Origin of the sequence: Thermophagus xiamenensis (assembly GCF_900112795.1) — a bacterium.
GTDB classification, from domain to species: Bacteria; Bacteroidota; Bacteroidia; order Bacteroidales; family Marinilabiliaceae; genus Thermophagus; species Thermophagus xiamenensis.
The window spans coordinates 33,347-51,787 of sequence record NZ_FONA01000021.1 but is presented as its reverse complement, the minus strand read 5'-3'; the positions used below and the strand labels follow the sequence as shown (position 1 = coordinate 51,787).

The window sequence follows — 18,441 nt, the reverse complement described above, 5'->3', positions numbered from 1 at the left end:
TAATATAATGAAAAAAATATTGGTTGTAGAAGATGAACCTTTGATGCAAAGGATCATTAGAGCAGTAATATTGCAGCATTTTCCCGAATTTCAGTTGCTTGATGGAGTTTCTACTGTCGCAGATGCATGGGCTTCGATTAAAGCAAATGCACCAGATTTGGTGTTGTTAGATATTGGATTGCCCGACGGCACTGCTTTTGATTTACTCCGTAAAGTAGAATTTTTTGACTTTAAAGTAGTTTTTTTGTCGGGGCACGAAGATTACTTGGTTGAAGCTGTTAGATTTTCTGCTGCCAGTTATGTATTGAAACCTTTTGATCTTTCAGAGTTGGTTTTTGCCATAGATAAGGCCTGTGATGCGATGGAAGAAAGTGAATATCAAAGTAGGATGGAAATCCTATTAACCAATGCTAAATTGCCAGCATCGGCGAGGACGGTCGTGTTTCCTACTACAGAATCGTCAAAAGCAGTTCCGTTGTCTAGTATTTTATATGGCGAGGCTGTGGCAGGTGGATGTATAATTTATGATGACTCTTTGGAAAAAATATTTGTTCCAAGACCTTTACGTTATTATGAACAGATGTTTGGGAAATATGGCTTTTATAGATGTCATCCTCTATATGTTGTAAATCTTCGAAAAGTATTCAAGGTTGAAGAAAATTCTTTAATCATTGCTACCGGTAATGAAAGCACTAAAATCCCTTTGGATCCAAGAAAGTATAATGTTGTTAAACAGCGGTTTATGGAAGTTGAGTGATTTTATTTGGGCAAAAATTAATCTTCTTTGTTATTCCATTATTTAACACATCAATCATTTCCGGTTTGTCAACGCCCAAAGCAACAAAACATGCCTAATGAGTATTAAAATGGTTTAAAACCAATTATTTCACGCACTTCTTTGATGGTCTTGGCAGCGCTTTGATGTGCTTTTTCTTTTCCTTGTGCGGCAACTTTTCTTAAGTAAGCTTTATCCTTAGAAATAGCTAGAATTTTTTCTCTTATTGGGGTAGTAAAAGCAATAATATCTTCTGCCAGTTTCTTTTTGAGGTCGCCGTATCGAATAGTACATTTGGCATAATCTTCTTTAAACTGTTCCAATACTTCTTGTTTTGATACGGCTTCCATTATAGTAAACAGGTTTTGAATCGGTTCACTAATAGGGGAATTGGGAACAGAAGGTCCACTATCAGTCACAGCTTTCATTACTTTTTTTCGAATGGCTTCAGGTTCATCTGCTAAAAAGATACCATTTCCTTCTGATTTGCCCATTTTTCCAGTGCCGTCAAGACCCGGTATTTTGATTAAAGAGCCATCGAAACTAAATGGTTGCGGAATTGTAAAATAATCTATTTCATATATGCGGTTAAATCGATTGGCAAACTTGCGGGTCATTTCTAGATGTTGTTCTTGATCCTTTCCTACCGGCACCTTGGCAGCTTGATGAATAAGAATATCAGAAGCCATTAATACCGGGTAAGTTAACAACCCTGCATTAACGTTGTTGGGTTGCTTCCTGGCTTTCTCTTTAAAAGAGGTTGTTCTTTCCAGCTCCCCCAGGTAAGCATTCATGTTGAGCAGAAGGGTTAATTCTGCAACTTCAGGTAAATCACTTTGAATATATATCGTAGCTTTTTCAGGGTCAAGTCCACAAGCCAGGTATTCGGATAAAATTTGCCGTACATTGCCATGTAAATCATCCGGATGCGGGTGGGTCGTTAGTGAGTGATAATCGGCAATAAAAAAGAAACAATTATAGCTTTCCTGCATTTTCAGGAAGTTTTTTACAGCACCAAAATAATTTCCCAGATGAAGATTTCCGGTAGGGCGAATTCCACTAACTACAGTTTCCATAACTTTTTTCTCATCAAATTCATTAAAGACGAGGCAAAAATAGTAAAATATAGGGGTATTACAATGTGGAAGTAGAAGTGAAAATTTAAAGGTGGGTGTCCCAAATATCATGTAATTTATTAATAGACACCCACCTTTAAGGTTATAAGTATAATTAATTATTAGGCGTAAGTTGATTAAAGTAAGAACTGTTAGAAAACATTTAACGAATTAAACTTATTCCCATATTAGGGTGGTACGGCTTGAACTAATGGATTCAATGTTGTAGATATCGCCTACAACATCTTCAAATTTGCAAGCTAAAATTTCGATGATAACCTCTTCGCCGCTTTGGGGCGGATTGGTTATTTGGCTATTGACATAAGAGAGTTCAAAAGATGTTTCTGAAAACCATCCAGAAGAGAAATAAATAGTTTCAGGATCTGATAAATTTACAATTCTAATTCCGTAAGCGTCCGCATTAGGAACTTCGTCCCATTCGGCACTCAAGGTATTATCTGTAAAACTTACATCGTTGATTTTTACCGGATATACAAAATTTTCACTTTCTACGATATCAGAAACACTATCGGTTTCATTGCTTGTGGTGCTTATTACAAATTGATAAACCCCTGAAAGAGGTAAGTTTGGCGAGTAATTTTCATCCGTAGGTTCCTTTTTAAAGGAAGAGGTAATGTATTCGTTATAGGGCTCTAACTCAATATTATTCCCGTCAGGTGTTATTACTGTAACATTTTCCATAGATTTATTTCCGTAGGCATAATAGGCTGCTGCAAATTCTAGCTCGTCAGTTTCTAAATAACGAGATAGGACGATTACGTCACCATAAGCATTGAAATCAACTTCGTCATCATTGCATGAATTAAAAGCCAGAATCGATCCGATTAAAAATAAAATAAAGGATAGCTTTTTCATGTTAACAGTTTTTTAGGTTAGTGCAAATTTGGTTTACCTTTTTTAACATCAATTTTTATGCCTAAAAGAAGAAGATTGTTGATGTTGATTGATTCGTTCCATTGGCCAACAAAATAAAACCTTTGCTCAAAAATAGGAAGATTAGCCTTAATTTGGGCATTTTAATTAATTATTTTTCGACTCCAAACTGTCTGTGTTAATTAAAGTGACAGCCATTAATGATAAAATGTTGTTAAAATGTGGAGAAGTGTTAATATTCTTCAGAAGATTGCAAATTTTTTTATAAATAAAACTGCTAAATTCCGACAAATTGTTACCCTGGCCAAATTATTAAGCAATAAGGAACGCTTGCAGATATTGATAAATGCAACCCCAGATATTATTTGTTTTAAAGATTCAACAGGGAAATGGCTTGAAGCAAATGTATCTACTAAAAAACTTTTTCGCTTGAAGGGAAACGAATTCTTTCTGAAAAGCGATGAACAATTAAAAAAGATGGTGCCCGAGCTGGCAGATGTATTTGAACAATGCATTTCTACTGATCAGGAAGCTTGGGAGAAAAAGCAAAGAGTGGAGACAGAAGAAGTTATTCCTTTACCTGATGGAACGCTTAGGGTCTTTGATGTCATAAAAACACCGGTGTTCGATGAAACAGGTGCCAGAAAAGGAATTGTTGTTTTAGGCCGTGATATTACCAATCGGAAAAAGACAGAGGAAAAACTTCGTGAAAGTGAAGAGCGTTTCCGAACTGTGGCCACTCATGCTAATGATATAATTTTTGAGTGGGAGCCTTGTACCGATGTTCTGAAATGGTATGGGAAATATGATACCTTAGTGGGAGAAAATAATACTCCACAAACTTTAGATGAGTTTTTGACTTTTGTTCATCCGGAGGATAAAGAACGTATTGTTTCTTTTTGGAAAAAAGAATTTAAACAAAAAAAGGAATGGAAGGATGAATTTCGAATTTTTAGCTCAAAAGGGAAATTAATTTACTATAGGGCATCAGGAATAATGTTATTTAAAAACGGAAACCCCGACAAAGCTTTGGGAACATTTGCCGATGTAACACTAGAGAAACAACTTATTGACAACTTGCGTGAATCGGTAGAGGTTGCCCAATACAACCAGGCACGAATAACAAGTTTGCTTTCGGTTATGCCCGATCTAATTTTTATATTCGATAGAAAGGGAATCATTAAAGATTATCATGCCAATTCTATCAATTCGTTAATTGTCCCTCCTGAAGCTTTTCTTGATAGGCCTGTCGATGCAGTTTTACCTCCTGATTTAGCTGACCTTACCCGAGAAAAAATTAAAGAAGTAATGTTACATAAAAATGTTGAAACGTATGAATATGAGTTAAAAGGTGGGGATTTATGTGGTGTGTTTGAATCACGGATGGTTTATATGGATAAAGATAGAGTTTTAACCATTGTCAGGGATATCACTCATTCACGAGAAGTAGAAAACGAATTGATCAGGGCAAAGGAACGAGCAGAAAGAAGTGACCGGCTTAAGTCTGCTTTTTTGGCCAATATGAGTCATGAAATTAGGACGCCTATGAATGCCATTATTGGTTTTTCTGAATTACTTAGAAATCCTCATCTTAGTCAGAATGAAAAGGATAGCTATATAGATATTATTGTTAATAGTGGTCAACAATTGCTTTCCATAATCAATAATGTTCTCGAGGTTTCAAAACTTGAAACAGGTCAAGTACGCTTGTTTCCGGAAAAAATAAATTTAAACCGCCTAATGTCAGATTTAATGCGTTTTTTCAGTATAGAGGCGCAGAGTAAATCGATTGAGTTGAACTGTCGTATACCACAAAAAGAACATTACCTGGTTAGCGACGGAGGAAAAATAACACAAGTATTTAATAATTTGATTGGTAATGCTTTAAAGTTTACGCCTCAAGGAGGACAAATTACCTTTGGTTATGAGCATGTAAACAATATGTTTCAATTTTTTGTGGTGGATAATGGGGTCGGTATTGAACCGAAAAACCATAAACTCATTTTTGAGCGCTTTGAACAGGTATGCAATGAACCCCGTTCAGCCAGAAAAGGAGCTGGATTGGGCCTTTCAATAAGCAAAAGTCTTGTGACACTGATGGGGGGCAATATCTGGGTTGAATCAGAACCAGGGCATGGTGCTTCCTTCTTTTTTACTATTCCTATAGATCAGTCAAAACAGACAAAAGAATCCGAGACAAAATTTTTTGATTGAGTTAATTACCGTAGTAGTGAAATTAGTTTTCATTTCCAGTCCAAAGATTAATCTTTCCTGTCTGGTTAAAATTTTTTAATTCTAACTTGCACATCTTCAATGCATTCGGCTGAACTCATGTCGAAGTTTAAAGGGGAAACCATCCTTCCAACAACCATGAAATTGATAAATTCCTTTTCTGCCTTCTGCCGTGTACTTCTGCTACTTTCTTTTTTATATCTGTTCTTGTATTGGCAATCTTATTTGGCGGTTTTATTTGTTCCGGGTATTTGTTGATTCATCCATCATTTTTGTTACTATGTCTGTTTTAGATTGAATTAAATTTTAATTTGAATTTCATTTGTTGTAAACGAATTTAAAGGGTAGATTTTTCTATTTATTTAATCAATACCGATGGATAATATATGACAATGTAGCATTAAAATGCTGCTTTTCATTGCCATATTGCTATCAGAATAAGAGCATAAATTGGTTATAAGAAGAAAGAAAGGATGTCAACAAGAGCGTATTATGAGTCGTTACTTTTGGATATACAGTTTATTTAGTGGGATTCTTTTGGGCGGATGTGAAAATCTAATTGAATATAGTCCTTATCAAAGTGGAGTAGGTGATTTACCTGAGGCTTGTAATACGAGGACAATAAAATTCTTAGATGATATTCAAAAAGATACATTTCGTCCTTTTACCATAGCTCTTTTAGGTGATAGTCATACTTACTATGATGATTTTAAAGACCAAATTGAATATCTCAACCAAATCGATTCAATAGATTTTGTGGTCCACAATGGCGATATAACTTTGAGTGGAATTTACCGCGAATTTTATTGGTATTCCGAAATAACTTCTTCTTTGAAACATCCTTTGATTACTTTAATAGGTAATCACGACTATCTTTCTAATGGAGAGTATGTTTTTAAAGAAATGTTCGGACCACTCAATTTTGTGTTGGATTATAATAATTGTCGGTTTGTTTTTTTTGATGATATAATTTGGGAAAAAAATGTGAAGGACCCTGATTTTGAGTGGTTGTACAATGCTTGTAATGTGAAGGATGAAAAAGGTTTAGATTATATTTTCGTATTTGCCCATATTCAACCATGGGATGATTCTTTTAGCATCGGGAACCGATATCTGTTTTATAATATTTTGGAGAGCTGTAAAGTAGATCTCTCTGTTCATGGGCATACCCACACATATTTTTACGGTTCTAGGGAAAATTGTGATGTTCCTTTTTTGATTACAGGAGATAGTACCGACCGTGAAATAGTATTTCTGCAAGTAAAAAAAGATACGCTCATTGTTACGCGTCAATCCATTTAGTTTATGAGTTACCTAAGAATAGTTGGGGTTTTTATAGCATCAATTTGTTTGGCTGAAATAAATGGTCAAATACCATCAAATAGTTTATCTTCTAGGTCAAAGATATTCGATAAGTTATATCAACCTAAGCTGAAGATTATAGGGGAAGATACTATTTACATTCGGCCGAGATGGTTTTTCCCAAAACATGCAAAAGTGCAATATGCGGGAAGTATAGGTTTTTTTTCATTAGGCTTCGGGTATCGTTTGTGGGACATATATGAACCAACCTTGATGTATGGTTATTTGTCGGAAAATTTTGGTGGAAGCAATGTTTCTGTCCATACTGTATCTTTAAAAAGTAGTTTCTATTTAACCTCAGAGCCTTGGTTAAAACATTTCTGGCCAAGAGCAGGTTTATTGATCAATTGGGGCAATACCAATAATACATTCCGAAAATTGCCCCCCTATTACCCTGAAAAGTATTATTTTCAGAATAAAATTCACGCAGCACCTTTTTGGGGTGGAGAATGGTACTTGCCTATTAAGGATAAACATTTTACAGGGATGGGCATTTATTTTGAATTTTCAGCCTTGGATGCTTATTTACTCGAAGCTGTGCGAACCAATTATGTTAATATTTTGGAAATATGGAGTTTGGGAGTAGGTGTTTCATTTTACATTCATTAATAACCAAAAAGATTGAGCTCAAATTTTAATCTTTAAGGTGTTTCGCTATTTTTGCCAAAAACAATTCAAATGGCGCTTATACTTTGTATCGAAACATCTACTACCATATGTTCTGCAGCATTAGTTGATGATGGGGAGGTTATTGCTGCCCGACAAGATAATGAAGGGAACTCTCATGCTCATCGTTTGACAATACTTATTCAAGAATTGTTTGACGATTCCTTGGTTAACCAAGAAATTTATGATATTGATGCAGTAGCTGTTAGTAGCGGTCCCGGTTCGTATACCGGGCTGAGAATTGGTGTTTCTACTGCTAAAGGGATTTGTTTTGCATTGGATAAGCCTTTGATTGCTATATCTTCTTTGGCTATTTTGGCGTGGCCAATAGTAAAAACACATGCTGTTTCCTCACCCGATTCCAATGACTGGTATTGTCCTATGATTGATGCCCGTCGTATGGAAGTTTATACGGCCATGTTCGATCAGAACATGATTCAGCAACGAGATACTTCTGCCGATATTATCGATGCTAATAGTTATCTTGATATTCTACAAAAGCGCAAAGTATTCTTTTTTGGTAATGGTGCGCAAAAGTGTAAAGATGTACTGAAGCATCAGAATGCATTTTTCTTGGAAGACGAAGGCCCTCTGGCCAGGAATATGGCTTATTTGGCTTATGATGCATGGCGAAATCAACAATTTGAAGATGTTGCTTATTTTGAGCCGTTTTATTTAAAAGATTTTATTGCCACTATTCCCAAAAGAAAAATTCTTTGACGGAAATGTTTTCTGATGCTTCTTCGGTCTTTAGAAAAGTGTGTGAATAGTATGGGGTATGCTTTTCAACCTATTGATTGTTGTATCTGGGATGTTTTTTTCTTTTTACACAGGATCTCCTGAAATTTTTATTCCAAATAAATAATACTTCGTTTTAAGTGATTTCATTTTTGTTGTACTCGTTTAATCTATCCATATAAAGTCATACGGTCAATACTAAAAAAATATTAATCTAATTCTCTTTCAAAGCTTTTTAAAATAAACCTTAGTGTTTTATTCTTGTTTAAAGTTTTGATGAGATATCCAATTTTAAATATTTTACTGGTTGAAGATGATCTGGTATTTGGACCCAAACTAAAAGAACAATTAAGGTCTAATGGATACCGTGTGAAACATTGTGTGGAAGGTTTTAATGGGTTTGATAGTTATTGCAACGGTCACTTTAATTTTTGCATTTTTGATGTTGCTCTTTCTGGGCTTGATGGTTTTAGTTTAACAGAGAGAGTTCGCGAGAAAGATTTTTTTATTCCAATAATAATTATTAGTCATAGTGAAAAAAAAGAAGATAAACGAAAAGCTTTTGAACTTGGGGTTGATGATTATTTAGTGAAACCTTTCGATCCAGAAGAGCTATTATGGAGAATTAATGCTATTCAACGACGTTTGAGCTATAATTCAAAAGAACAGTTTAACCAAGAGATCCCTTTGGGATTGTTTTCTATTGATTTTACACATCAACTTTTAAGATTCGAAAATAAAGAGCAACGATTAACGCGTCGGGAGTGTGAAGTTCTGCGCATGCTTTGTAACCGTAAGAATCAATTGGTAAAGCGTGATGAAATATTAATGCAGCTTTGGGGGGATGTGGACTATTTTCACGGACGAAGCTTAGATGTTTTTATTAGCAAGTTGAGACGCTATTTAAAAAGTGATCCTCGGTTGAAAATTGAAAATATTCCTACTGTTGGCTATATTTTGCGAGTTCCACCATACCTATGAATTAGATAAATTTTATGGAATAGAAATGGAAGTCCCACCATCTAAGTTTTTGCTTTAGCGAATGTATTAATCCCAATACTGGGATTAATAAAAACGTTTTATAAAGTAGAAAAAACCGACCTGAAAAGCATTCAATGACATCAGGCCGGTTTAATATGGTACAATTACTTTAGGTTTAAATCAAGCAGAAAAGTTATTTTACTAAATTTTTTTGTATTAAATATTCTGCAATTTGAACCGCATTCATTGCAGCTCCTTTTCTAATTTGATCTGCCACGACCCAGAAAGTAAGACCGTTGGGATTGGACAAATCGGAACGAATACGACCCACATAAACCTCATCTTTTCCTGAAAGGTATAAAGGCATGGGATATTCATGGTTTTCAGGATTATCAATAATTTTTATTCCCTTGGCTTTTGCGAAGGCCTCTTTCGCTTCTTCTACACTTATAGGTCGCTCTGTTTCTACCCAGACTGCTTCTGAATGTGCTCTAAGTATCGGAATCCTGACACACATGGCGCTAACCTGTATGTCGGAATGCATAATTTTCCGAGTTTCATTGAACATTTTCATTTCTTCCTTGGTGTAACCATTGTCGGTAAATACATCCACCTGCGGAATAATGTTCATGGCCAATTGGTGAACAAACTTCTGAACAGTAGGCTTTTCGCCTTCGACGATTTGGCGAATTTGTCCTTCCAATTCGGCCATGCCGCTGGCACCCGCACCGCTGGCAGCCTGGTAAGTAGCTACATGAGCACGACGAATATGGGATACATCTTCTATCGCTTTGAGTGCTACAACCATCTGAATGGTGGTGCAATTGGGATTAGCAATTATTTTTCGAGGACAGTTCGCACAATCTTCTGCATTAACTTCAGGTACTACTAAAGGAACATCATCGTCCATTCGGAAAGCGCTGGAATTGTCAATCATGATTGTGCCGTACTTTGTAATGGTTTCGGCAAATTTTTTTGAGGTCGAAGCTCCCGCACTGGTAAGTGCAATATCGATATCCTTAAAATCATCGTTGTGTTGAAGTTCTTTCACTTCTATTTCTTTGCCTCTGAATGAATACTTTTTCCCGGCGCTTCGTGATGACCCAAAAAGTACCAATTCATCAATAGGAAAATCTTTCCTGTTTTCTAAAATATTTAGAAACTCTTGCCCTACGGCACCGCTGGCTCCTACAATCGCTATTTTCATATATAACTGGTTATTCTGTTAATTGTTTTTTAAAATCTCTCGTTCTCCTATTTATGTTTAGAAACACAATATTATAAAACTTTGCTATTATTAAAAAAATATCTAATTTTTAGGACAAAAATCTGAGTTAAGCAAAACGATTAAAAGAGTGTCCAAATTTCAATTTGGATGTCTTTTTTTTAGGAAAACAATCCAATTGTTACAAAAGTAATAGTTTTTAGTAATAAACCCTAATCAAATGAGATTGATTGGTTATTACTTTTTACTTGCTGTATGCTATGGGACTTCTGTTTTCAATATTTATTCTATTTCTTTCGATGATTATCCCCAGGGGTGGATAGGGGATACTGCTCTGTTTGTGAAAGATGAGAATGGGGGACTTCGATTAAACGCGCCTGAAGAAGCAGGAGATGCGTTTCTTTTTTCGCCATCAACGGGAATTAATGATGCTGTTTGGAATATTCGGGTTCTTTTAGATTTTAATCCGTCAGCATATAATTATATGAAAATTTACTTAGCCACTGATGGGCAAGAGGAATTTAAAAATGGGTTTTATTTAGTAATAGGAACTACACACGATAATATAACCTTATGGGAAAGAATTGAAGGAGAAGATCATCTATTGATCGAAGGGGCAGAAAAACTATTAAACCAAGAACAGGTGGCATTGGATATAAAGGTTAATCGCCGAGCTGATGGTTATTGGAAACTTGAGGTAAATATTGGGACAGGATGGATTACAGTAGGAGAAGCTTTTAGCAGTTTCGGTTTTGGGGCAAAATGGTTTGGTTTCAGCTGTCATTATACCAAAACTAGGGCTAATAAATTTTATATTCTAAACATTTCTATCACCGGCAATCCTTATCCATTTAATATCACCAATTTTCAAGTTGTTAATGGTTATACCTTGCTATTTGAGTTTTCTGATACTCTTTCCTCTACTTATTCGCAACCTGTTTTGAGGGGCGTTAACTTTGAACTTCCTTCAATAGATAATTTCGTCTATGGCGATGGTTTTAATTCCTCAAAAGTCGAGTTGATGAATTTACTCCCCGATATTAAAGAGGGTCAATTGTTCATTTCTGGTTGGTGCTCGAAAAATGGACAATGTATAGACGATACAATTTTAATTTTTTCATACCAGTCTCCTAAAGTCCTTCAATTTTATGCAGAGGGATATTATGACCTTTTCTTATCTTTTAATCTATCATTGCCAGAGGGTTTATTACAACCAGATAATTTTAATATAGGAAATGGAAATATTAAGGTTTCTGAAATATTAGACCTGAAACAAGGGAATTATCGTTTACGTCTTAATCGGCCTATTGGTGATGCGGAAGAGACCATATGCTATATTGAAAATTTGACACTTCCCAATGGTGATGTAATCCCTTACGGGCCTTACCAGTTGTATTATCATGAAGCTGCGCCATTTGATATTGTCTTTTCCGAAATAATGCATGATCCATCACCACAGGTATTGCTTCCTGAAGTTGAATACCTGGAACTATACAACCGTTCTGAACTTCCTGTTGATTTAAAAAATATGATTTTAAGTATTAACGGAAATAAAATAACCTTAGAGTCTTACCTCCTTTTCCCGAATGAATATGTGGTAATTATCCAAAATGATGCAGTTACTTCTAAGGGGAGGTATATTCCAGAAAAATGGGTTACATTAAACAATATGGGTGGCGAATTGGTGTTATATAATCCGTCAGGTATTGTGGTTGACGCATTTAGATACCCATCCGTATTAGAAAGTGACAATTTTTTTAAACAACAAGGTGGGTGGTCGATGGAACTTATTGATCCTGACAACTTATCTAATGATTTGAGTAATTGGGCCTATTCTACTAACAACAGAGGTGGGACTCCAGGAGAACCCAATTCTGTTACAACTGTTAATCCCGACTTTTCTGGACCAAGGCTTGTCGATTCTTGGCTTGAGAATGATTCAGTATTGACGTTGGCCTTTTCTGAACCAATAAAATATGAAAATATAGTAGATAGTGGCTTTTCTTTAACATCGAATGGGTTGGATATCGAAAGAATTTTATGGGACAGCGTATTTAAAGACCAGGTTAGGGTAGCGTTTAAGACGCGATTAATTCCTCATAAGATAGAAAAGTTGAATTTACCTTCAAATATTTCTGATTTGTCAGGTAATTTATTTTCTGAGGAGCACTCATTGCTTTTTGGTCTACCGGGTCAAGTTGATAGTTTTGACATTGTAATTAATGAGCTGTTGTTTGACCCTCCTGTCGGTGGATTTGAATATGTAGAACTTTATAATCGTTCAGGCAAGATTGCTGCGCTTGACAGTTTGTGTATTGCCAGAAATGGCTCCCAAAATCAACCGGAAGAATTGTTCCGACTGTCTGATCGAACACGTTGGTTTTTACCTGGTCGGCATTTATGTTTTACAAAAAATGCCGAATGGGTAAAATCAAATTTTATTTGTGAAGCTGAAGATCAGCTGGTTGAATTGTCAAAATTCCCCAACTTTTATTCGGATGGTGGTGTTGTTTTTTTGACATCCTTGAATGGACATGTGATTGATAGGTTTGATTATTCTCCGGATTATCATTTTGAACTGTTGGCAGAGACGAAAGGGGTGGCTTTAGAGCGGATTTCATACGATGCTATTACAAATAGTCCCATGTCCTGGCAATCAGCCTCTTCCATGGTGGGGTATGGAACTCCTACAGGGAAAAACTCGCAATATGTGGAGACATCTTCAGGGCAGTATTCCAAATTGTTAGAACTTACACCTAAGGTGTTTACTCCCGATTTAGACGGAGTTGATGACTTCTTGATTGTGAATTATACATTAGGAATTCCTGGTCAGAAAGGTACTTTTATAATATATGATATTGAGGGTCGACCTGTTAAACATCTGATAAATAATCAAACATTGAGTACTTCCGGCAAAATTATATGGGATGGTATTACTGACGATCATACACTGGCACCACCGGGAATATATGTCATCTGGTGTCGAATTTTTGATTTAAATGGCAATGTCAGAGAATTTAAAGATAGTTTTGTGTTAGGGGTTAAAGCATATTAATATTTAATTTTATTCGGTAATTATTGGAATAGGGTTCTGACAATATGGACATTTCCCGTTATCAAGGGTATAGGAATAAATATGATATCCGGACCGTTCGACCAGTAAGTTGTGACATTTAGGGCAAAGGGTGTTTTGATGTTTATTATTGGGGATATTCCCTATATAAATATAATTTAATCCGGAATTTTTCCCTATCTCATAGGCAGTTAAAAGCGTTTCCAAAGGAGTGGGAGGAATCTCATTCATTTTATAAGCAGGGAAAAATCTACTTATATGCCAGGGCACATCAAACCCGAGGTGGTTTGCGATAAATTGTGCTATTGCGTTTAATTCTGAGGGAGAATCATTAATTTCAGGAATGATGAGGGTCGTAACTTCGAGCCATTTGCCACTTTTTGCTATTTTTATTAAGGAATCTAATACCGGTTTCAGATGTCCTCCTGTTACTTGGTGGTAAGTCTTTTCTTGAAAAGCTTTAAGATCAATATTGAAGGCGTCTATCCACGGTAGCATCCAATCAAGCATTTTTTCAGTCATATAACCGTTGGAAACCCAAATGTTTTTTAGTCCTCTTTGATTTGCTATTCGCGCAACATCATAAGCATATTCAAAGAAAATGGTAGGTTCATTGTAGGTGTAAGCTATGCTTTTACATCCTTTTTGAATTGCTAAATCTACAATTTCATTTGGTTGATAGCTTTTCCCGAATGCTGCAATCTGTTTATCCGTGATTTGGGATATATCACAATTTTGACAAAAGGAGCAATGGAAATTACAACCTAAAGTTCCAATAGATAAGGCTTTGGTTCCGGGATAAAAATGATATAAAGGTTTTTTTTCTACAGGATCGCAATGTTGTGCAATTAATTTTCCGTAGATTAAAGAATAAAGATTCCCATTAATGTTTTTTCTTACCCTACAAATTCCTGACTTTCCTAATGGGATTTTGCATAAATGAGAACACAAATTACACTGAACGCTTTTATTGCTTAATTTTTGATATAACAGAGCTTCCTTCATAATCATAGATATTTTACACTCCTCTTGCGCTATTATAAAGTTAACAGATAAAAAGGGCATGAACAAGAATGTTTGTTATTAAAGAACATGCATGAAAGTGTAAATGTAGAAGTGAGAAGGCTGAGGAGCCGTTATATAGCGTATTATGCCTTGGAGTTGGGGAAAATATGATAATGATAGGAGCATGACCAAGAAAATTTGTCACAAAAAATATAGTATATGCTTATGACTTCAAGCGATTTTCATTCTACCAATTAGTTACGTAAATTTTATTTCAGAAATCATAAAATGCTAATGAGATTCTTTAATAGTAAATCGTTGTTCTTTCCAAAACGCTGCTATAATGACTGTAACAATAACCGCTACGATGTAGTAAATTGGGGTAGGAATTGGCACTGGATCTCCAGCTGCATAGGAATGCATCCCGGTAAGATAATAGTTGACACCAAGATATGTCATAATAACTGAAGCGAAGGCTATTAGAGAAGCAGTATTAAAAACCAAAAAATTTCGTAGTCCGGGAATTAGACGCATATGTACAACAAAAGCATAAATAAGAATGGTAATAAGAGACCATGTTTCTTTAGGGTCCCATCCCCAGTAACGACCCCAGGATTCATTGGCCCAAATGCCGCCAAGAAATGAACCTATAGTCATTAGGTACAATCCAACAATTAGAGACATCTCGTTTATGGCCGTGAGCTCCATTATGGTATTTTTTAACCGAGAAGCGTTGGACGGGGTTTTTAATGAAGTTATCAAAAGGTTCATAAAACCGAGAAGAGCGCCCAACGTCAAAAAACCATACCCCCCAATTATAACAGCCACATGTAATGTAAGCCAATATGACTTTAATACAGGAACTAAGTTCGTTATTTCAGGATTCATCCAACTCAAATGAGATACCATTAATACAATTCCTGCAAATAAAGTGGTGACAGACAAAACCAAAGGCGAACGACGGCTAAATAAGAGACCTGCCAGTAACAAGGTCCAGGCAATAGTTAGCATTGATTCATAACCATTGCTCCATGGTGCATGGTTCGAAATATACCACCTCAGCCCCAACCCAAAGGATTGATATAAGAATCCTGCCAAGATTAGCACTATGGATAATTTGTGTACCCATTTTTTATATAGTGGAAGGTAAATTAAACTTGCGATGTTGTAAATAATTAAAACAATTCCTATAGAAAAGAAGAAGGTTGCTAGCCACATGAAGATGTTTAATCGGTTGTATAAGAGTTCTGCTTGCATTTTAGTTTTAGATGGCAATATATGGCCGGCCTTGTCCTCTTGAAATGATTTTAATTTATTTACTAGTTGGAAAGTTTTTTCTTTATCATTGTTTCTGAGAGTGTTAATAAGCATATTAACGCTCTGGCTGATAAATAAGCTGTCTTTTTGTGATAAATTAAGTCGTTTTTCGACAGGTGATATCCAGGGAATTTGTGGGTCTTTACTTACAGGGAAAATTCGGTGAAATTGGCCGGATTGAGCCATAAAAAAAACATTCACCTGTTCGTCAACTTTTATTAATTCCTGTTCTAATTTGTTGCGGTTGGCCGGACTTTTTCTATAAGCATCATTAACCAACTGCATAATTTTGTATTGGTGGTCTGTAGAAAAGAAGTCATTTAACGCAGCTTTACGCCCATCAATCCCCAAAATCTTTTTTAACTTCGGGTGCTTAATAGTTATTAGTGGTACTTGTTTCCACTCGTTGGGATATGAAAGAATTCCCAATAACATTTGATCCGGTGTTAAGCCTTTGAATGAATTGTGTTTAACTAATTTTACCATGATTTCTTGATGCAGCGAATTTAGTGGCTTGATACGGCCACCTTTGCCCTGCACCCATATTTCGCCAAACGCTTTGGCTATCTTCTGGTCCGGATAAGGAAAGAGATTCTGTCCCTTTGAGGGACTGGCAATTGTGGTTAAAATCAATATGGCAAGCATTTTTCGTGCTTGATAGATTCGGTTGGTTTTGGTTAACAATTGTCTAAATCTAGTGTGTGGTGCAAATAGTGACCATATCATGCTAATACTCAAAAGAAAGTAACCAATATATGTGATAAGAGTTCCGGTAAAATCGTGATTTACTGACAAAATAGTTCCTTTTTCATCCCTATCATACGAGGATTGATAGAATCTATAGCCTTTGTAGCTCAATATATTATTCATAAAAATTCGAAAGTCCCTTTTCGTTGAATTATCGGGGTCAATAACTGTTACTTCACTTGCATAAGAAGAGGGACTTTCGGATCCTGGGTAACGTTCTATTTCAAATTTGCGCAAATAAAGAGAAAATGGTAATTGAAGAGGCAGGGATCCATATTTAATAATTAGAGTTCCGTTGTTTAGTACTAAAGATTCTGGCTGTCCAACTTTCCCGGGTTGGCCATAAACATGCAGAGTTTGGGTTTGTTTTCCATTCGAAATTGTAAATATTACCATGTCAGAGCTTCGAGAGCCTTTAACTGATGGAATATAACCGGTGCTTTTTATTTTATATTTTTCTTCATTGATTTTTACTTTGGCAGAAAATTGACGAGGCGTTTTGGCTGATAAAAATACTCGTTTATGAAATGCTCTTGTGCCTGATTGATCATGTATTTCAATTGAGACGTATTCATCAATCGTATAAATTGTATTGGATGTATTGCCCTCACGGATGTGCATTTTCCCTTCATATCCGGTATATCTGGTTATTGCAGCTCCACAGATTATTACAAAAAATGCACAATGAAATATTGTTACTGGTGCTTTTTCCCATCTCCAAAGATTGAATATAAAGAGGCTACCAAACATGTTGATTGCTAAAAGGACAAATAGGAGTTCGAACCACCATGTATTATAAACCATGGCTCTTGCGGCTCGTGTTCCAAAATCATTTTCAAGGAAAGTGGCCACCGCCAGGACAGCTGCTAAGATCAGGAATAATATGCCCATTAGTCGTCTGGAAACAAGAAAATTAATTATTCGTTCCATTATTGATTGAATTCTTTTGGTTTCGAAAAGATAGCACAGCTGGGATTTGGTCTAACAAAAGGCTAAAATAATGACTTTAATAGAATTTACTATCTTTGTGTATTAAATTTTGAAAGGAACCAGTTGTTTAGAAATTAAGTTAAGACCATAACAATATAGTTAATCTTAGACATGCAGGTCTTATTTGACAAATGAGTTAAATTTAATACGATGAAAACCAAATTGGGCATAGTAGCTGTGTTGTTTGTCGTTCTAGGATTTGGTATGATTCATGGTGGTTCTGTAACAATGGAAAGGATCGCCATAGGACTTATGGGAACAGGTATTTTATATTTACTATATTTATTGTTAGTGGTGGGGGGTAAGAAAAAATGAAATAATGATCTTGAATAATAGTAAAAAATGTTCTGATTGTGGAAGAATTTCAAAAGTCGTGTTCAATAAATTTTCTTTTTATTATTAAGTCCTGATTGTAGTAATTCTGATAAGTTTACTTAAGCTATCATTGGTGAAAATTTTAATGATTGTCTTATTTTATTTCCTTAGAAGCTATTAATGAGGTCATTCTTTCGGTGGTATTTTATTAAGATTATTGGGGTTCTGTATGTTTTCAAAAGAAGAAGCTAAGGCACTTCGGCTAGAATTCTGGCAAAAATTGGCCAATCGGACGCGTAGACTGCCCGGCCAAAAAGGACGAAAAAAAGTTTGGATCGCTGATAAAACAGGCATTAAAGGTTTAGATTTACGTTTTGATGTAGGACGGGAAAAAATTATTGTAGCTTTAGAAATCAATATAAAAGACGAAGAAAAACGTTTAACTCTATATGAAAAATTAGAAGCTGCCAAATCTCTTTTTGAAAATCAATTTGGAGAACCTATGATCTGGGACTGGGCGTATACCAAGGATAATGGTCGAGAGGTTTGTCGCGTCTATGTTGAACGCCCCGGTGATATTTATATTAAAGAGACATGGCCGGAAATTCATAGATTTATGATCGACAGGATGATGAGGCTCGAAAAGGCTTTCTTGGATATAAAGGATTATTTGAAATATAATCCTCAAGTGTAAAAGAATCTATCCTAATTTTCTGTTATACAGATTTGTTGTTTTGAAAATTAATTAAATCTATATTTCTAATATAATTTGTTGGGTATTTATATTCTTACATGGCCAATTTATTATGACGAAATATGATAAATCTGTATTTTTGGGAAGTGAAAAATTATAAGTTATTATCATTATATATTAGGAAATTAAAAAAGTAAAAGCAGAACCAACTGAATTATTCTAAATATACATTGTAATTTTATGAGTGATTGGATTATTGAAGGGTAGTATATAATATTTCGATGCTATCGTTTGATATAATTAGCGAATTTA

Annotated in this window: 14 protein-coding genes; 9 read left to right on the top strand and 5 right to left on the bottom strand. The window is 35.4% G+C overall.

What is annotated here, in order from left to right; translation table 11 throughout:
* Positions 1 to 7: 7 nt before the first annotated feature.
* Entirely contained in the window at positions 8 to 757 is a 750-nt protein-coding gene (locus BM130_RS12410; protein ID WP_010528884.1) for a LytR/AlgR family response regulator transcription factor, read from the top strand.
* A gap of 104 nt (positions 758 to 861) precedes the next feature.
* Here BM130_RS12410 and trpS read toward each other — a convergent pair whose 3' ends face one another.
* Both trpS and BM130_RS12400 read right to left on the bottom strand, forming a co-directional pair.
* Positions 862 to 1,851, bottom strand: coding sequence for a tryptophan--tRNA ligase (gene trpS, locus BM130_RS12405; RefSeq protein ID WP_010528885.1), 990 nt, complete (start codon positions 1,849 to 1,851; stop codon positions 862 to 864).
* A 216-nt stretch (positions 1,852 to 2,067) separates the two neighbouring features.
* Positions 2,068 to 2,766 (bottom strand): hypothetical protein, encoded by a 699-nt coding sequence (locus BM130_RS12400; RefSeq protein WP_010528886.1) that lies wholly within the window; start codon positions 2,764 to 2,766, stop codon positions 2,068 to 2,070.
* A gap of 237 nt (positions 2,767 to 3,003) precedes the next feature.
* Here BM130_RS12400 and BM130_RS12395 point away from each other — a divergent pair, with 237 nt between their 5' ends.
* The 5 genes from BM130_RS12395 (at position 3,004) to BM130_RS12375 (ending at position 8,763) form a co-directional block, all read left to right on the top strand.
* Positions 3,004 to 4,998, top strand: coding sequence for a PAS domain-containing protein (locus BM130_RS12395; RefSeq protein ID WP_010528887.1), 1,995 nt, complete (start codon positions 3,004 to 3,006; stop codon positions 4,996 to 4,998).
* 510 nt (positions 4,999 to 5,508) lie between these two features.
* On the top strand, positions 5,509 to 6,318 hold the full coding sequence (locus BM130_RS12390; protein ID WP_010528888.1) for a metallophosphoesterase family protein: 810 nt from the start codon (positions 5,509 to 5,511) through the stop codon (positions 6,316 to 6,318).
* Positions 6,319 to 6,321: 3 nt separating this feature from the next.
* Positions 6,322 to 6,987 carry a hypothetical protein gene (locus BM130_RS12385; RefSeq protein WP_029626751.1) on the top strand — a complete coding sequence of 222 codons (666 nt, stop codon included), beginning with the start codon at positions 6,322 to 6,324 and terminating at the stop codon, positions 6,985 to 6,987.
* Between the two features lie 69 nt (positions 6,988 to 7,056).
* Positions 7,057 to 7,764 (top strand): tRNA (adenosine(37)-N6)-threonylcarbamoyltransferase complex dimerization subunit type 1 TsaB, encoded by a 708-nt coding sequence (gene tsaB / locus BM130_RS12380; protein WP_010528890.1) that lies wholly within the window; start codon positions 7,057 to 7,059, stop codon positions 7,762 to 7,764.
* Positions 7,765 to 8,058: 294 nt separating this feature from the next.
* The gene (locus tag BM130_RS12375; protein WP_044138861.1) at positions 8,059 to 8,763 is read left to right on the top strand and encodes a response regulator transcription factor; all 705 of its coding nucleotides are present in this window, start codon (positions 8,059 to 8,061) and stop codon (positions 8,761 to 8,763) included.
* Positions 8,764 to 8,956: 193 nt separating this feature from the next.
* Here the strand turns inward: BM130_RS12375 and BM130_RS12370 are convergent, their stop codons facing one another.
* A complete protein-coding gene (locus BM130_RS12370) occupies positions 8,957 to 9,970 on the bottom strand; it encodes an aspartate-semialdehyde dehydrogenase (protein WP_010528892.1) in 1,014 nt (337 codons plus the stop codon).
* Between the two features lie 238 nt (positions 9,971 to 10,208).
* Between BM130_RS12370 and BM130_RS12365 the strand changes: the two genes are divergently transcribed.
* Positions 10,209 to 13,043, top strand: coding sequence for a lamin tail domain-containing protein (locus BM130_RS12365; RefSeq protein ID WP_010528893.1), 2,835 nt, complete (start codon positions 10,209 to 10,211; stop codon positions 13,041 to 13,043).
* 9 nt (positions 13,044 to 13,052) lie between these two features.
* Here BM130_RS12365 and amrS read toward each other — a convergent pair whose 3' ends face one another.
* Together amrS and BM130_RS12355 are read right to left on the bottom strand one after the other, a co-directional pair.
* The gene (amrS, locus tag BM130_RS12360) at positions 13,053 to 14,066 is read right to left on the bottom strand and encodes an AmmeMemoRadiSam system radical SAM enzyme (protein WP_010528894.1); all 1,014 of its coding nucleotides are present in this window, start codon (positions 14,064 to 14,066) and stop codon (positions 13,053 to 13,055) included.
* Between the two features lie 291 nt (positions 14,067 to 14,357).
* Positions 14,358 to 17,060, bottom strand: a complete 2,703-nt coding sequence (locus tag BM130_RS12355; RefSeq protein WP_010528895.1) for a cytochrome c biogenesis protein — start codon at positions 17,058 to 17,060, stop codon at positions 14,358 to 14,360.
* A 210-nt stretch (positions 17,061 to 17,270) separates the two neighbouring features.
* On the opposite strand from BM130_RS12355, the gene BM130_RS15485 reads away from it, so the two are divergent.
* Together BM130_RS15485 and BM130_RS12350 are read left to right on the top strand one after the other, a co-directional pair.
* Positions 17,271 to 17,435, top strand: coding sequence for a hypothetical protein (locus BM130_RS15485; protein WP_157998119.1), 165 nt, complete (start codon positions 17,271 to 17,273; stop codon positions 17,433 to 17,435).
* Between the two features lie 229 nt (positions 17,436 to 17,664).
* Positions 17,665 to 18,129, top strand: a complete 465-nt coding sequence (locus tag BM130_RS12350) for a DUF4268 domain-containing protein (RefSeq protein ID WP_010528896.1) — start codon at positions 17,665 to 17,667, stop codon at positions 18,127 to 18,129.
* The last annotated feature ends 312 nt before the right edge of the window (positions 18,130 to 18,441 follow it).

Coding starts and splice junctions, on each gene's coding strand:
- BM130_RS12410 (WP_010528884.1), top strand. CDS start 8: ATGAAAAAAATATTGGTTGTAGAAGATGAACCTTTGATGCAAAGGATC.
- trpS (WP_010528885.1), bottom strand. CDS start 1,851: ATGGAAACTGTAGTTAGTGGAATTCGCCCTACCGGAAATCTTCATCTG.
- BM130_RS12400 (WP_010528886.1), bottom strand. CDS start 2,766: ATGAAAAAGCTATCCTTTATTTTATTTTTAATCGGATCGATTCTGGCT.
- BM130_RS12395 (WP_010528887.1), top strand. CDS start 3,004: ATGTGGAGAAGTGTTAATATTCTTCAGAAGATTGCAAATTTTTTTATA.
- BM130_RS12390 (WP_010528888.1), top strand. CDS start 5,509: ATGAGTCGTTACTTTTGGATATACAGTTTATTTAGTGGGATTCTTTTG.
- BM130_RS12385 (WP_029626751.1), top strand. CDS start 6,322: ATGAGTTACCTAAGAATAGTTGGGGTTTTTATAGCATCAATTTGTTTG.
- tsaB (WP_010528890.1), top strand. CDS start 7,057: ATGGCGCTTATACTTTGTATCGAAACATCTACTACCATATGTTCTGCA.
- BM130_RS12375 (WP_044138861.1), top strand. CDS start 8,059: ATGAGATATCCAATTTTAAATATTTTACTGGTTGAAGATGATCTGGTA.
- BM130_RS12370 (WP_010528892.1), bottom strand. CDS start 9,970: ATGAAAATAGCGATTGTAGGAGCCAGCGGTGCCGTAGGGCAAGAGTTT.
- BM130_RS12365 (WP_010528893.1), top strand. CDS start 10,209: ATGAGATTGATTGGTTATTACTTTTTACTTGCTGTATGCTATGGGACT.
- amrS (WP_010528894.1), bottom strand. CDS start 14,066: ATGAAGGAAGCTCTGTTATATCAAAAATTAAGCAATAAAAGCGTTCAG.
- BM130_RS12355 (WP_010528895.1), bottom strand. CDS start 17,060: ATGGAACGAATAATTAATTTTCTTGTTTCCAGACGACTAATGGGCATA.
- BM130_RS15485 (WP_157998119.1), top strand. CDS start 17,271: ATGAAAACCAAATTGGGCATAGTAGCTGTGTTGTTTGTCGTTCTAGGA.
- BM130_RS12350 (WP_010528896.1), top strand. CDS start 17,665: ATGTTTTCAAAAGAAGAAGCTAAGGCACTTCGGCTAGAATTCTGGCAA.